9 protein-coding genes and 1 pseudogene are annotated in these 13,963 nt (G+C 71.5%); 5 read left to right on the top strand and 5 right to left on the bottom strand.

Annotated features, from left to right (window positions below; genetic code table 11):
* Positions 1-1,854 carry a hypothetical protein gene (locus tag ACFYR0_RS21985; RefSeq protein WP_389330480.1) on the bottom strand — a complete coding sequence of 618 codons (1,854 nt, stop codon included), beginning with the start codon at positions 1,852-1,854 and terminating at the stop codon, positions 1-3.
* Between the two features lie 997 nt (positions 1,855-2,851).
* On the opposite strand from ACFYR0_RS21985, the gene ACFYR0_RS21990 reads away from it, so the two are divergent.
* The 4 genes from ACFYR0_RS21990 to ACFYR0_RS22005 are packed head-to-tail and all read left to right on the top strand — an operon-like array spanning position 2,852 to position 6,750.
* On the top strand, positions 2,852-4,690 hold the full coding sequence (locus ACFYR0_RS21990; RefSeq protein WP_389330483.1) for a M6 family metalloprotease domain-containing protein: 1,839 nt from the start codon (positions 2,852-2,854) through the stop codon (positions 4,688-4,690).
* The gene (locus ACFYR0_RS21995) at positions 4,687-5,523 is read left to right on the top strand and encodes a hypothetical protein (protein WP_389330486.1); all 837 of its coding nucleotides are present in this window, start codon (positions 4,687-4,689) and stop codon (positions 5,521-5,523) included. The genes ACFYR0_RS21990 and ACFYR0_RS21995 overlap by 4 nt, the downstream gene beginning before the upstream one ends.
* The gene (locus tag ACFYR0_RS22000; protein ID WP_389330489.1) at positions 5,520-6,437 is read left to right on the top strand and encodes a RimK family alpha-L-glutamate ligase; all 918 of its coding nucleotides are present in this window, start codon (positions 5,520-5,522) and stop codon (positions 6,435-6,437) included. The genes ACFYR0_RS21995 and ACFYR0_RS22000 overlap by 4 nt, the downstream gene beginning before the upstream one ends.
* A gap of 4 nt (positions 6,438-6,441) precedes the next feature.
* Positions 6,442-6,750: a hypothetical protein gene (locus ACFYR0_RS22005; RefSeq protein ID WP_389330492.1), complete on the top strand. Its 309-nt coding sequence runs from the start codon at positions 6,442-6,444 to the stop codon at positions 6,748-6,750.
* Between the two features lie 86 nt (positions 6,751-6,836).
* Here ACFYR0_RS22005 and ACFYR0_RS22010 read toward each other — a convergent pair.
* A pseudogene (locus ACFYR0_RS22010) lies at positions 6,837-7,067 on the bottom strand (MFS transporter); the annotation flags it as partial.
* Positions 7,068-7,414: 347 nt separating this feature from the next.
* On the opposite strand from ACFYR0_RS22010, the gene ACFYR0_RS22015 reads away from it, so the two are divergent.
* Positions 7,415-8,599 carry a type III polyketide synthase gene (locus tag ACFYR0_RS22015; protein ID WP_389330495.1) on the top strand — a complete coding sequence of 395 codons (1,185 nt, stop codon included), beginning with the start codon at positions 7,415-7,417 and terminating at the stop codon, positions 8,597-8,599.
* Between the two features lie 75 nt (positions 8,600-8,674).
* On the opposite strand, the gene ACFYR0_RS22020 is transcribed toward ACFYR0_RS22015, so the two are convergent.
* The 3 genes from ACFYR0_RS22020 to ACFYR0_RS22030 all read right to left on the bottom strand — a co-directional run bounded on the left by ACFYR0_RS22020 (position 8,675) and on the right by ACFYR0_RS22030 (position 13,934).
* A complete protein-coding gene (locus tag ACFYR0_RS22020; protein ID WP_389330498.1) occupies positions 8,675-10,837 on the bottom strand; it encodes a SpoIIE family protein phosphatase in 2,163 nt (720 codons plus the stop codon).
* 323 nt (positions 10,838-11,160) lie between these two features.
* Complete coding sequence (locus ACFYR0_RS22025; protein ID WP_389330501.1) at positions 11,161-12,996, bottom strand: choline/carnitine O-acyltransferase; 1,836 nt, start codon at positions 12,994-12,996, stop codon at positions 11,161-11,163.
* Positions 12,997-13,118: 122 nt separating this feature from the next.
* Complete coding sequence (locus ACFYR0_RS22030) at positions 13,119-13,934, bottom strand: class I SAM-dependent methyltransferase (RefSeq protein WP_389330504.1); 816 nt, start codon at positions 13,932-13,934, stop codon at positions 13,119-13,121.
* Positions 13,935-13,963 lie beyond the last annotated feature (29 nt).

Raw genomic sequence — 13,963 nt, forward strand, 5'->3', positions numbered from 1 at the left:
TCAGCCGGCCGCGGCCTGTTCCCAGTCACCGGCCGCGCCGTCGGCGACGACCAGGCGGATCGGTGGGCCGTCCTGAGGCAGGCTCAGGGCCGGTGCCGCGACGGCGGCGGCGATCACCCGCGGATCGTGCCCCGCGCCGAACCGCCCCTCCGTGCCGAACTCGCCCCAGGCGTGGTTCGCCCAGTGCGCCAGGTGGGGTTCGCCCGCCAGGTGGTCCATCCAGAACGGCTCGTCGACGACCGCCACACAGGCCAGGCCGTCGTAGTGGCGCGCCTCCTCCAGCTCCGTCCGCCAGTCCAGCCGGTCGGGGCAGATCCGCACCGCGGCGCCGCGCCGCAGCACCTGGGGCGGCCGGACCGGCGGATGCGGCGGGCGGGAGCCGACGACCAGCAGCACCCGCTGGCTGCCGGGCCGCCACAGGTGGCGCCAGCCGGAGAGCTCGCGGGGTATGTGTTCCAGCCCCGTGGCGAAGTCGTGCCGCAGCGGACTGGGGCGCCAGGACGTCAGGACGTGCACCGCGTCCGGCGCGGCCGACATGCCCAGGCGGTGTACGACGGGGTCGTTCTCGCCGGCCCGGTGCAGCGGGTCGTGGTCGCGGTAGCCGATCAGGCCCACCCGCAGGGTGTCCTCGGTGCCGACCGCGTCCTGTACGGCGGTGACGACGGCCGCCGCTTCCTGGAGCCGCTCCCCGACGGCGGTGCCCCCGTCGCCCTGGGGGCCGGCGATCTCCACGGCGACCATGAGGTCGAGGGGACGGGGCCGGGGGAGCTGCCGCGGGGTGGCGGCGGCCAGGTGGGCCCAAGGGGTGGGCTCGGGGCTGTGGTGTCCGGCGTGCCGCAGTTCCACGTGCTGGTGTCCGTGCAGCGCGTAGGACAGTGTGGCGCGGGAGCCGGGCGGGAGTTGGAGCCGGTCGACCCGCAGGGCCTGCCACTGGGAGGGCGGCTCGTCGTGGCCGGCCGTGACGACGGCGGCGACGCTCTCGCCGCCGGTCACGTCGTACGGCGCGGCGGTGACCGGGACGTGCACCACGGGACCGGCGGTACGGCCGTCAGCGCGGCTGCCCGCCGGGAACAGTGGTCGGCGTACCAGGCCGACCGCCCCCGAGCCTCCGTCGACCCGGGCGGCCGCCAGCCAGACCGTGGCGCGCAGCGGAAGCTCGGCCACCAGGTCCTCGGGTGCCATGGGCCAGCCCTCGGGCAGCCGCAGGGACAGCAGGGCCCCCGCCTCCGTCCGGACCGCCTCGGCGGCCCGCTCGACGGGCTCCCAGCCGGTGGCGCGGACGGCGAGCAGCAACGGGTCCTTCGTGTCGCGGCGGTTGGCCCGCACGAAGGCGGCCAGGGCCTCGCGCAGTGCCTTGTCCACGCCCGCCGGTGCGTGCTGTGCGCCGCCCGCGAGGGTGAACAGGCGCACGGTTCGCTCCGGTGGGAGTACCCCTGCGGCGGGCGCCACCGCCGTCCATGACGACTCGGCGAGCCGTATCAGCTCCGGCACGGCGGCGGACGGCGCGTGGGCGAGCCGGCTCAGCCGCAGGCGCTCGCAACCGACCTCCAGGATGTCCAGCGCCGGGAACAGGCCGGACGCGAAGCGGGTGAGCGCCCATCCGAGACCCGCCCGGGTCAGCCGGGAGTACTCCTCGGCGCGCACGCCCTGCCAGGCCGATCGCCAGTCGTAGCGGGTGGGCTGGGGGCCCGACCCGGCCACCAGCGCGACCACCTGCTGTCCGAGGGGCGGTATCGCCTTGGGGGAGTCCCCGCCCCCGTCCTCGCCGCCCGGCCCCGCGGCCAGATGGTCGGCGACGCGCAACGCGGCCCTGAGATCGGCCGCGAGAAAGTTCGCCCCGTGGTTCGACTGCACTGTTCGCACCCCCCGATACGGCCGCCCCGTCGAGGCAGACGGCTGCGACCGCTGTTGCACCTACATCAGGCATGGGCGAGCCCTGTCGAGAAGGCGGCCATGACTGAGAGCAGAACCCGGAATCCCCTATCCGGTTGAGGTTTCACATTATCGCCAGTCGGGCGTATGCGACCTATCCTCGTGGACTTTTATTGCCGCATCTGGCGTACGTATCCCGCGATGAAAGAAAGAGACGCTGATCGTATCGATGTGGAGTCGAAGTCGATTTTTTCGAGGCCATGAGGGGACTTGATGTGACCGAAGAAGGTCGAATCTGATCGAGCAGGGATGCGGGTGAGGTGGACGTGACCGGCGGGCACCTGCCGGACGGGGGATGCGAGCGGGCGACAGCGACACCTTCTTTGACCAGGTCATGTCGACATTGCGGCTGAGTCGCGGGCCCGCACCCGGGCCCTGGGGGCGGTCGTCGGGGCCGCTTCTCCCGGACCCCGACCCGTAGGTGCAGGCGCGTGACCGGGAAATCGCTTACCTGAGCCCTATTCGAAGCGCAGCTCGGTACGCGACGCCGAACCGTCCTTACTCGGCCGCTTTGCATATATGCAAGTAATCGGTCGCGAGGCGTCGCTTCTATACGGCGACCCGGTATGGCGCCCGACGGACTTCGGGCAGCTTCGGAAGACGCCGGAAAATGCGACGGCTTCTGCGGCCCGTGACGTCCGTACGCTCGGGCTGCGCGTCTGACCTGAAGGGTTCCCTCCCTGTCACGGCGACCGGCGTGCCCCTGTCGTGTCCGTGTTCAAGGTCGAGGACGGCAAACCGGAAGGGGGCTGGGGGTGTCGTGGGCGTGCGGGGGCGTGAGGGTGTACGGGGCGGTGCGCCCGTGCGCCGACCAGGCGAGTGCATGTGCCGAGGGCCCGTTCGCCGAGCGTGGCCCCGCAGCCGGCGACGGCTACCTTGAACACGGTAGGTGACATTCCATCACTCTCTGGAGTCGACCATGGCTGACCGTGTCGCCGTCCCTTCCTCGTTCTGCGCCGTCGCCCCCAGTCCGGAACTGCGCCAGCGGATGCTGGACGAACTCGACCAGGTACGCGGTGGTCCGGGCGAACTCACGAATCTGCTCGGGTTCACGAGCACCCCCACGCCGCTGGGCTTCGACGATGGAACGATCTTCCCGCCGGAGGAGTTTCCGCCAGGAACCCCCGGCGCCACCATCAGCGCGGCGGCGGCCGAAAGGGCCCCGCTGCGCGGCACCATCAGAGCCGTCGTCGTCCTCGTCGACTTCTCGGACAAGCCGATGACGAAGGCGGCCGCGGACCTCGACAAGCTGTTCTTCTCGCTCGGCGCCATGCCGCACGGCAGTGTGCGCGAGTACTACCGCGAGGTCACGAACGGCATGGTGGACCTCGTCGGCGAGGTGCACGGCCCGTTCCGCATGCCCGAGACCATGGACTTCTACGCGGCGGGCAACTTCGGCATCGGCAGGCCCAGCGGGCCGTTCCGGTCACCGCAGATGGCGAGGTCCGCCGTGCAGGCCGCGGATCCGAACGTGAACTTCGCGCCGTTCGACAACGACGGGAACGGCTTTGTCGACGCCTTCATCGTGGTGCACGCCGGGCCCGCCGCCGACGAGACCGGCAAGCCGTTCCACATCTGGTCGCACAAGGCGACCCTGCCCGCCGTGCACCAGACCGACGGCACCAGGGTCTTCGGCTATCTGACCATCTCCGAGGACGCGAAGATCGGCGTCTGCGCGCACGAACTCGGGCATCTGCTCTTCGGCTTCCCCGACCTCTACGACACCGACGACAGCTCCGAGGGCGTCGGCTCGTGGTGCCTGATGGGAGCCGGCTCCTGGGGCGGAGGCGGAGACATCCCCACGCACCCGTCCGCCTGGTGCAAGGTCAACCAGGGCTGGGCCACGACCAAGGTCGTCACCACCGGCGGCACCGAGTCGTTCCCGGACGTCAAGTCCAGCCACACCGTCCACCGGCTCTGGAAGAACGGCGCGGGCGGCAGCGAGTACTTCCTCCTGGAGAACCGTCAGCGGACCGGGTACGACGCCTCGCTGCCGGGGGACGGACTGCTGATCTGGCACATCGACGAGAACCAGCCGAACAACCGGGACGAGAACCACTACAAGGTCGGCCTGGTCCAGGCCGACAACCGACGCAACCTCGAACTGAACCAGAACCGCGGCGACGACGGCGATCCCTACCCCGGAAGCAGCGGCAACACCACGTTCACCTCCTCCAGCGCACCCGACTCGAATACCCACGCGGGTGCGGGTTCCTGTGTCTCCGTCACCCGGATCTCGCCGTCGGCGGCGACCATGACGGCCTCCGTGGCGGTCTCCTGCGGAAAGCCCCCGATCAAGGAGATCAAGGAGCACAAGGAGATCAAGGAACCCCTCAAGGAGGCGAAGGAGCGGCCCAAGGAGCTGAAGGACCTCAAGGACGTCAAGGAAGGGGAGGTGAAGTCCAAGGAGCCCTTCAAGGAGCGCAAGGACCGGGCCGACCACAAGCCGCCGTTCAAGGAGATCAAGGACGACTTCGACAATCCTCCGCCGCCCGTGAGGCCGGGAGCGACGGCTGGCGAGGGCGACTCCACCGCCGCCGCCATCGTGGACCTTCAAACTCGGCTCGCCGCGCTGGAGGAGGCCCCGGGCGGGGCCGGTGGCGCGGGCGAGGCCGCCGAGCCGTTCATCGGCACCGACCTGCGGCCCGACCTGATCGGCGGACCCCAGTACGGCACGGGCGGCGACGAACTGCGCGAAGCGGTCGAGGCCGGCGACGCGCAGGCCAAACGGTCGTACGACAGCCTCCCCCAGCAGTGAGCGGAACCCTCCTGGTCCTGGCCGCACCCGGCGACGGCGGCGCGGCGGCGGTCGCCCGCGCGCTGTCGGCCCGGGGCGGCCACGGGGGCGTCCTCACCCTCACGCCCGCCGACCTCGCCCGTGCCCGGTGGAGCCACCGGGTGAGCGGCGGGGGAGCGGCGTCCACCCGGATCACCCTGCCCACCGGTCAGGTGCTCGACGACGGGAACATCGGCGCGGTCCTCCACCGCCTGCCGGGCCTGCCGCTCGCCGCGGGCGCCGAACGCGGGCCCCGCGCCAAGGACGCCCTGTACACGCACAGCGAGCGGCAGGCCCTGGTCGCCAGTTGGCTGCTCTCCCTGGCGCCCCGGGTCATCGGCCTGATCAGCGCGTTCGGAACCGCCCACGGCACGGTCTCCCGGACGACGGCCCTCGTCCACGCCGAACAGTGCGGACTGCCGGTGGGCCGGCGGGGCGGGGCGACGCGCGGCGGGCTGGTGGGCCGGCCCGACCCCGGGGAGCGGCACGTGCCGCGCCTGGCGTGGCCGGGCGGCGCCGGATCTCCGGTACCGGTCGACGTACTGCCGCAGGCGCCGCCGGGGTACCGCGACAGTCTGCTCGTCGCCGGGGACCGAGTGATCGGACCCCGGGCCGACGAGCACGGCGAACGTTGCCGACGCCTCGCCGAAGTGCTCGGCACACGGCACTTCGAGCTGCGGTTCGCGCCCCGCGCGACCGGGGCCGTCGTGACGGACGTGGACCTGTGCCCGCGCCTGGACGACCCGCCGCACGTCGAGGCCACAGCCTCCTTCATGGTGGCGGTCGCCGGACAACCCACGAGGAGGCCCGAGTGATCCTTTTCTTCGGCCGTACCGACGATCCCCCCCTCACCCGCGCGATCGGTGCCGCACGCGACGCCTGTCTGCGGCACCTGGTGATCGACCAGGCTCGCACCGCCGGGTACGACCTCGTCGTCGGAACGGACGCGCTGGACGCCCGGCTGACCGTCGAGGGGATGCGGGTTCCGCTCGCCGACGTGTCGGCCGTGTACGCCCGCCCGCTCGAGCCGCCGGCCCACGGGAACCCGGCGGCCCGGGCCCGGGCGGCGGCGTTCCAGGAATGGTTCGTCGGCTGGCTCGACACGGCCCCGGCCGTCGTGGTCAGCCGGCCCCGCGCCATGGAGTCCAACTCCTCCAAGCCGTACCAGGCCCAGCTCATCGGACGCTCCGGCTTCGCCGTACCGCAGACGCTGATCAGCGACGACCCCGAGGAGATCCTCGAGTTCCGCGCCCGGCACGGCCGGATCGTCTACAAGTCGGTCAGCGGCATCCGTTCCATCGTCAGGGAGTTCACCGACGCCGACGAGAGCCGTCTCGTCCTCGTCCGCGGGCTCCCGACCCAGTTCCAGGCCTATGTGCCGGGCCAGGACGTACGCGTCCACGTCGTCGGAGAGGACACCTACGCCGCGGCCGTCGACAGCGACGCGATCGACTACCGCTACGCCGGGCAGGGCGGGGAGTCCGCCCGGCTCGCCCCGCACGACCTGCCCCCGGACACGGCCCGGCGCTGCGTGGACCTCGCCGCCTCGCTCGGACTGCCGCTCGCGGGCATCGACCTGCGCCGCACACCCGACGGCGCGTGGGTGTGCTTCGAGGTCAACCCCATGCCTGCGTACAGCTATTACGAGGCGCACACCGGGCTGCCCATCGCCTCGGCGCTCGTCGCGTACCTCGACGGCCGCCGGTCCCCGGCACCCGTGGGGGCGTGAACACATGGTCCAGGCCATCGAGAACCTCACCGCACTCACCCTGCGGCTCCTCGGCCTCACCGTCCACCCACGGCTGGACGACTGGGACCTCGCCACCTGCGAGGTGCTCGAGTCCCTTCCCGTACCGGGCACGGCCGACCTGATCACCCCCAACCTGACCGGCTCCGGGCTGAGTCTGGGCATCCGGCGCGAGCTCCTCCAAGGCGTGGAGCCCGGCGCGACGCTTCGTCTGAGGGCGAAGCTGGGCTCCTCGGGCGACATCCTCGCGGAACCCCACCCGGCCAACGGCGACTTCCGCGTGGAGCGTCCCTGACTCGGGCTTCCCGTGTTGTCCCCTTGTCCGTCAACCAGGACCGTCGTCGGCCGGAACGAGCAGCTGTCGGCGGCCTGTTGTGCCGTGGGCGGCCGACACTCCCGTCCCAGTCGTGAGAGCGGTGAGCAGGCCGTCACCGCCGAAGACGGCGTCCTGCCCGCGGCAGTCATCAGCAGGGCGGCGCGCAGCCCTTGCCGCTCCGCGAGGATTCCGCCGAGCAGAGAGCCGAGCGGGGTCATGCCCATACCGACGAACGTGATGGTCGCGGCCGCTCGGCCCTGCATCGCGTCAGGGGTGACGGACTGCCGGACGGCCATGGCCCGACGCGGAAGGCGGCCTTGAGCGAACCGGGCAGGCCGAGGCCGTAGTTCGGAGAAGGGGTCTCGGGCGTCTGCTGGAACGGTGTGCGGGCGGATCTCCCCGCACCTCGTTCACGCCGGGGCGGGCCCGTCGCGCGGCCGCGTGTGTCGCGTGTCACGCATTTCAGTACCCGCCAGAGTTGCCCAGATCACAGCGCAAATGTCCGTTAAGCGTCCATGCTCGAAACGGACATCGAAGCCCGAAGTGGGGCCTGCCGTCGCTCACTTGGGCACACCACGCCCAAGTGACCCGTGACAGGCGCCCCTGATCCCCCGTCTGGTTCCCCGTAGAAAGGTGCTGCCCCATGGCCGCTTACCTGTGCCCGCCTGCCGTGATACACGGCGAACACACCGTGAAGACCAGCCAGATCGTGGAGGAGGTGCGCGGCCGGCACCCCCATGCGGCGTGGGCGCCACGGATCGACGGCATCGCGGCCAGCACGGGCATCGAGTCGCGCGGATGGATGCTGCCGCTGGAGGCCGCCGTCGCGCCCGGAAACGGGAGCGTCCTGCCGGCCGCCGGTGTCGGTCCTGCCCGAGAGGCGCTGGTCGGCGACGGGTTCGGCGAAGGGGACGTGGACCGTGTGATAGCCGCCCTGGAGGCGATACCCGCGCCGCAGACCGTCCAGGAACGCACCGCACCGGCCTGGGCGGCCGTACAGGCCGGCGGGGAACGCGCGGCGCGCGGGGCCCTTCAGATCGCCGGACTGGACGCCGCGGACGTCGACTGCCTGATCACCAGCCACTCCACCACCCCGGCACTGCCGGGCCTTGACGTGGCTCTGGCCAACAAGCTCCCGCTGCGCGGCGACGTGATGATGCTGCCGGCGACGCAGTGGGCCTGCATCGCCGGGACCCGTTCCCTGGCACTGGCGGCGGATCTCGTGGCCGCGGACCCGGACCGGGTGGTGCTGGTCGTGATCGCGGAGGCGCTGAGCACGACGTACCAGCCCGCCGACGACACGCTCGAGTCCTTGATCGTGCGGCTGCTGTTCGCGGACACCGCGGTCGCCGCCGTGGTGACGGGCCGCCCGAGGGCCGAGTCGGTGGTGCGGCTGGACGCCGCCTGGCACCACACCGTGCCCGACACCCAGGATCTGCACCGCCTGGAGACGCGGGACGACGGCACCCACTTCGTGATGGACCGGCGCGGGCCGCGCGCCGTGCAGGAGACGGTCACCGCGATGTGGGAGTGGCTGCGCGCCCGTTACCAGGACGACCCCGACGCCTGGCACCCCGACGTTCTGCTCGCGCACCCCGGCGGGACGCGCGTGCTGGAGTACATGGAGCAGACGATGCCCGCCGGGTGGCCGTCGGGGCTGCTGGACTACAGCAGGGACAGCTACACCAGCGGCAACCGCGGAGGCGCCGCCGTGTTCGACATCCTGCGCAGGGCGCACGACGCCGGTCAGGAGGCGGGCAGCCGTGCCGTCCTGTTCGCGGCGGCGCCGGGCCTGACGGCCACCGCACTGGAAGGGGAGTGGCTCTAGCGCGAGTCCGCGCGGCCCGTGCCGACGGTGGCGCTGCCGGGCGAGCGTCCGCCGCCCGGCTCGCCCGCGGTCGCGTCACCTCGCGACCGACGCCCAGACCACCTTGCCGGTGTCCGTCCACCGCACTCCCCACCGCGTGGTGAGGCGGTGGACGACGTGCAGGCCACGGCCGCCGTCGTCGAGGAGCCCCTTGCGGCCCAGCCGCGGCCTGCCGTTGCCGGTGTCGCCCACCTCGCACAGCAGTTCGTGACCGGCCCTGATCAGCCGTACCGTGACGGGTCCGTCGGCGAAGCGGACCGCGTTGGCGACCAGTTCGCTGACCACCAGCAGCACGTGGTCCCGGGTGTCGGCCCTGGTGCGCCACTGCTTCAGCCGCGCGGAGACCAGGGTGCGGGCCCGGGTGGCCGCGTCGCCGCGGGCGGGCAGACGCCAGGTCGCGGTGTCCCCCTTGCGATAGCCGATCATGCGCGCGAGCAGCAGGGTCACGTCGTCGCGCTGGCGCACCGGAGCCAGCACGGAGACCAGGTGGCGCGCCGCCTGCGGCAGATCGTCCCAGGGGTGCACCGTGGCCGCGGCGTCCGCCAGCCTGCGGATGCCGTCGTCGATCGACAGGGTGGGGTCCTCCACCAGACCGTCGGTGTACAGGGCGAGCATCGAGCCCGGGGGCGCGGCGAAGGTGTGCACGTCGAACGGCTCCCGCAGCGCGAACTCGGCACCGAGTCCCGGGTGGGGGCTCACGGCGACGGGCTCCGCCGACCCCTCCGGCGTCACCAGGACCGGAGGGAGATGGCCCGCGCTGGACAGGGCCACCTGATGGCTCACCGGATCGTAGACGGCGATGCAGCAGGTCGATCCGAGGGCGCTGTAACCGGCCGCCAGCCCTGACTCCGCGTCGTCCAGCAGCGACACGGTCTCGTCCAGATGCTCCAGCACCTCGTCGGGCGCCAGCCCGGCGGACAGCAGCGCGCGGGCCTCCATGCTCAGCTGTCCCATGGTCGCCGCGGCCCCCAGGCCGTGTCCGACGACGTCTCCGACCACCAGCGCGGTACGGCCGTCCGGCAGCGGAAAGCTGTTCACCCAGTCGCCGCCGACGCCCGCGCTGTCGGGGGTGGCGGGCTGGTAGACGCTGGCCGTCTCGATGGTGTCGCCGCTGGACCGTGGCAGCAGCCTGCGCTGCAACGCCAGCACCTGTGTGTGCTCGCGCTGGTGCTGGCGGGCGAGGTCCACGTGGTGGGAGGTCCTCGCCACCAGCTCCTGGAGGTCGAGCAGCTCGCTGTCGTGGAAGGGGCGCTCCGTCCGCCGCCAGACCTCCGCCACACCCAGCACGACGGGCGGTGTGCCGTCCAGGACCAGCGGTATGCACGCCACGCCCGCCGCCCGGTCGCCGGGGACCAGGGCGCGTACCAGCCGCGCGCTGCCCAGTACCCGCAGGATCGCCTCGCGGTCGGGTATGACGATGGCCTGCGCGGCGTCGTCGCGCTGGATCGCGTGCGCCAGCAGGCGGCTCGCGTCGCCGGGAAGGTCGTCGCCCGGAGTCACGTAGCCGTCGGGCCACGCCCGCTCCGGCACCAGGGCAGCCCGCCGCAGACGGATGCGGCCCTGCGGCTGCCCGGTGACCACCTCACCGGTCCACACGGCGAAGTCCAGGTCGATGGCGGCCACGTCTCCCCAGGCCAGCAGGGACTCCGCCAGCGACTGCGCGGTCTCGCCGATGTCCAGCGAGGTGCCGATCGCGGTCTCGGCGGCGTACAGGTGCAGCCTCCTGGCCATGGCGATCAGAGTGACGGTCAGGCCCTCCTGGGGCGCCGCGGCGGCCAGGATGCTCATCGAGACCACCAGTTCCGAGCCGTCGGCGCGCCTCAGGCGCTGCACCCGGGCGACGTGCGGCTCACCGGTCTCCAGGACCTGCCGCAGCCGCCGGACGACCGTCGGTACGTCCCAGGGAGGCAGGAGGTCGACGAGAGGGCTGCCGATCGGGGCCTCCACTCCCGCGAAGACGGGGGCGTCCAGATTGCAGCGCGTGACGCGCAGCTCCCGGTCCAGGTTGACCGCGCCGAGGATCTGCTCGTGACGAGCGGGTGTCGGGTCGGACTCCACGCTTCGGCGCACGGCGCGCTCGCCCCGCGGGTCGGCAGGCCTGGCGGCCGCTGCCGCTTCGCGGCGCGGGATGTACCGCCCCAGAGCGCGGCTGACCATGTCGAACGGCGACGCGGGGGACGGGGAGGGGGTGGAGTCCATACGGATCTCTCAGCCCGCTCGCCGACCCCGGCACAGCGCCGGAGCCCTGCCAGAACCCGGGCGGCAGGGTCCCGAGAATCCTGATCGCACACCTCATTCAAACTCACCCCGGGCGGCTTCGCCCACATGAGTGGATCGCACAGTGGGCGCGGAACGTGATCGAGGGTGACGTTCGGTGGTGACGTTCGGTGACGAACGGAGGGCTTGCCCCGGCCTTGGCCGCCTCCGGTCCTGCGGCGGCGTGGTTGCCGGTGGCGGGGCCGCGGGCTCCACGCCGTACGCCCCCGTGCCCGGCCGGGCACGGGGGCGTACGGGCGCGCCGGTCAGGCTGCCGAGTCCTCCGGCACCTCGGTGGACAGCAGGTCCTGGAGCTCGGTCACCGCTTCCCGGAGCCGGTCCGCGAACAGGGCCATCTCATGGGCCACCGGGCGCGGGGTGCTCAGGTAGAGGTTGAAGCGGTCGGGAAGCAGCACGTAGGCGACGCCGATGCACTTGCTGCTGGTCGAGCCGAAACCGAAGAACTGGATGTTGGTGGACGGCGCCGAGCTGGTGCTCAGATAGTCGTCCCGCATCTTCAGCCAGCCCGGGGTCTCGTACAGCGCGGGCGGCTCGTTCACTCCGAGCTCGTCACCACGCCGCTTCTGGATCAGCAGCAGCTCCCACAGATGCTGCTCGGGCGCCTGCCCCGCCTGGCACTGCTTCGCACGCTCCACATGCTTGACGGCCGCGGCCCGGAACGCCGCCCTGCGGGTCGCCGCGTCGGCGTCGGGGTCGTCCATGGCGGCGACGAACCGCAGCACCTCGGGAGTGACGACGCGCATGGCCTCCGTCCGTCCGCGCCGGTACTGCCGCGTGGCGATGGACTCGTACGTGGCGCCCACATGCCCCTTGGCGCGCTGGTGGGCGAGTTGATAGGCCATCTGCACGAACGCGTCCGGGGAGATGCGCAGTTGCTTGGCCCGGTTCCCGCCGAAGTCCTCGAACGACAGGACGGAGGTCGCGGTGTCGGCGGCGTAGGCGGCGAAGGACTCGGCGGCGGCACCGATGTCGGCACGCAGCCCGTCGTCGAGGACCAGCTCGACCGGCGCGAGAGCCGGCATGCCCTGGGACAGGGCACCGGACTGCCGCGACTGCTCCTCCGCCGGCGTGCCCAGCAGCGCGTCGACGAAGCTGAGGATGGTGGTCCCGTCGAGACCGCAGTGCTCCACGTTGATGCCCGCCGTGCCGTCCTCGAAGACGATCAGGGACACCGCCTTGTCGAACCACCGGTTGCCGCTGTCGCCGTGGAGCAGATGGTCGCAGGCGTCCTGGGTGTTGCGGGGTACGAAGTCCTCCAGGCACACGCAGAACAGCGCCGACTCGATCTCTTCGAGCGCCTCCGCGTTGGCGGGGTGGTGGGCGAGCAGTTCCTCCCTGCTGGCGGCCCACTCCGCACGGGCCTTTGTGGTGAGGTGTCCGGCGCAGGTGTCGGAGGGGGCCCGGACCGCACCGGCCTTCATCACCGACTGCAGCCCGGTCACCAGGTCGTCCAGGGTGTGCGGGCGTCCGTCCGGACCCATCACGTCCATCCGGAACATGTTGCCGCGGAAGAAGACCATGATGTGGCGAGCCGGCGACGGCCCGGGCCAGGCGTCGGAGTAGGGGGCTCGGACAGTGTCCTGCAGTCGTCCGGGAATCCGCGTCGTGGAGAAGAGGAACTTGTTCTGCTCCATCGACAGCGGCTGACCCCGCTGGACGACCGGTGGAATGCTCTCCTCGTCCAGCCGCAGCTTGTAGTTGACGGCCGAGGCGATGAGCCCGGCCGCCCGGTCCACCTGCCGCTCGCCGGATTCCTTGAAGAGGAAGAAGAAGTTCGCGTTGAGGGCGATGCGGTCCCGGCGCCCCAGGTACCGGGAGGGCCAGAAGACGTCGAGCCAGCTGTGCACCCCTTCACCGGCGTTGTACTGCTCCAGTGCCGCGTGGAGTGTGCGACCGGGACCGTCGGGTCGCAGGAACGAGGTCAACTCCGCCTCGGTCGCGGCAAGTTCCTCTGCGGTCAGCAGTGGCGTACACCAGTCGATGAATCGCTCACAGGTCTCCTCCAGCCCGGGCAGAGGCACCCGGGGCAGATGGTCCTCATGGGCGAAGGTGGTCGTGGCCGGTTCCTGACTGCCGTTCATTGAAACCCTCTATCGGTGCCGTGGTGTGGGGTCGGGGGACGTGCGGGAGGGGCGTCGGGTGCGGCGACGCGCAGAGGGCCGGGGGATCTCCCGGACCGGGCGGCCTGTCGCCACGCCGTGTACTACGCGGTGCCGCGCGGCTTCGAGATGTGAAGCTGCGCGTAGAGCCAGCCGTCGGTCTCCAGACCCTGCGGGTCGACTCCGACGGACGACAGTGTGTCGAGGACGAGGGACTGTTCCTCCGGGGAGGCGAACCGCCTTTGCGGGAAGACGCCTTCGACGCGGACGGTCTCGTATCCCGAGGCGGCCAGGTACTCCTCGACCCGGTGGAACGGGAACATCCGCAGCACGAAGTGCGCCATCCACGGCCTGTGCCCGTCCTGCGCCTCGACGACCCGTGCGACGGTCTTCTCGGTGACGTATCCCATGCAGCCCGTCGAGATGACGATATCCGTCCCGGCGATCTTCTCGCGCTGGCGCTTCGTGAGGTCGTTCGTCTCCAGATCGGCTCGCACCGCGTCGTCCAGGAATCCGGCCGAGAGGGCGTACGACAGCGCTTCGTGCGAGGTGTCGAGACCGGTGAACCGCACGTTGTTCAGCCGCCGGCGGGTGCGGACCAGTTCCCGGTCGCGGGTCAGCAGTGCGTCGCGGCTCTCGATGCGGACGTCTTCGTCGCAGTAGCGCTCGTACAGGTCGTCCATGGACACGTCGCACCGCAGCAGAGCCGCGTTGATGCCGTAGGAGCATCCGATGTCCAGAACACGGGGCGTCGTGACGTGCCGCGACTCGCGGTATTCGTCGATGACCTTGAGGAAGTAGGGCTTGGCGAGCTGGGGGATGCCGTACCCGAGTTCGCGCAGCGTACCGAAGTAGGCCCTCGGGTCGGGCTGTGTGTAGATGTGATCGAGTAGGACTTTACCGCTGGTGTCGAACTGCACGGGGGCGTACTCCTCTGTGTTCTGCGGAG

Origin of the sequence: Streptomyces sp. NPDC005017 (assembly GCF_042873115.1) — a bacterium.
Lineage (GTDB): Bacteria > Actinomycetota > Actinomycetes > Streptomycetales > Streptomycetaceae > Streptomyces.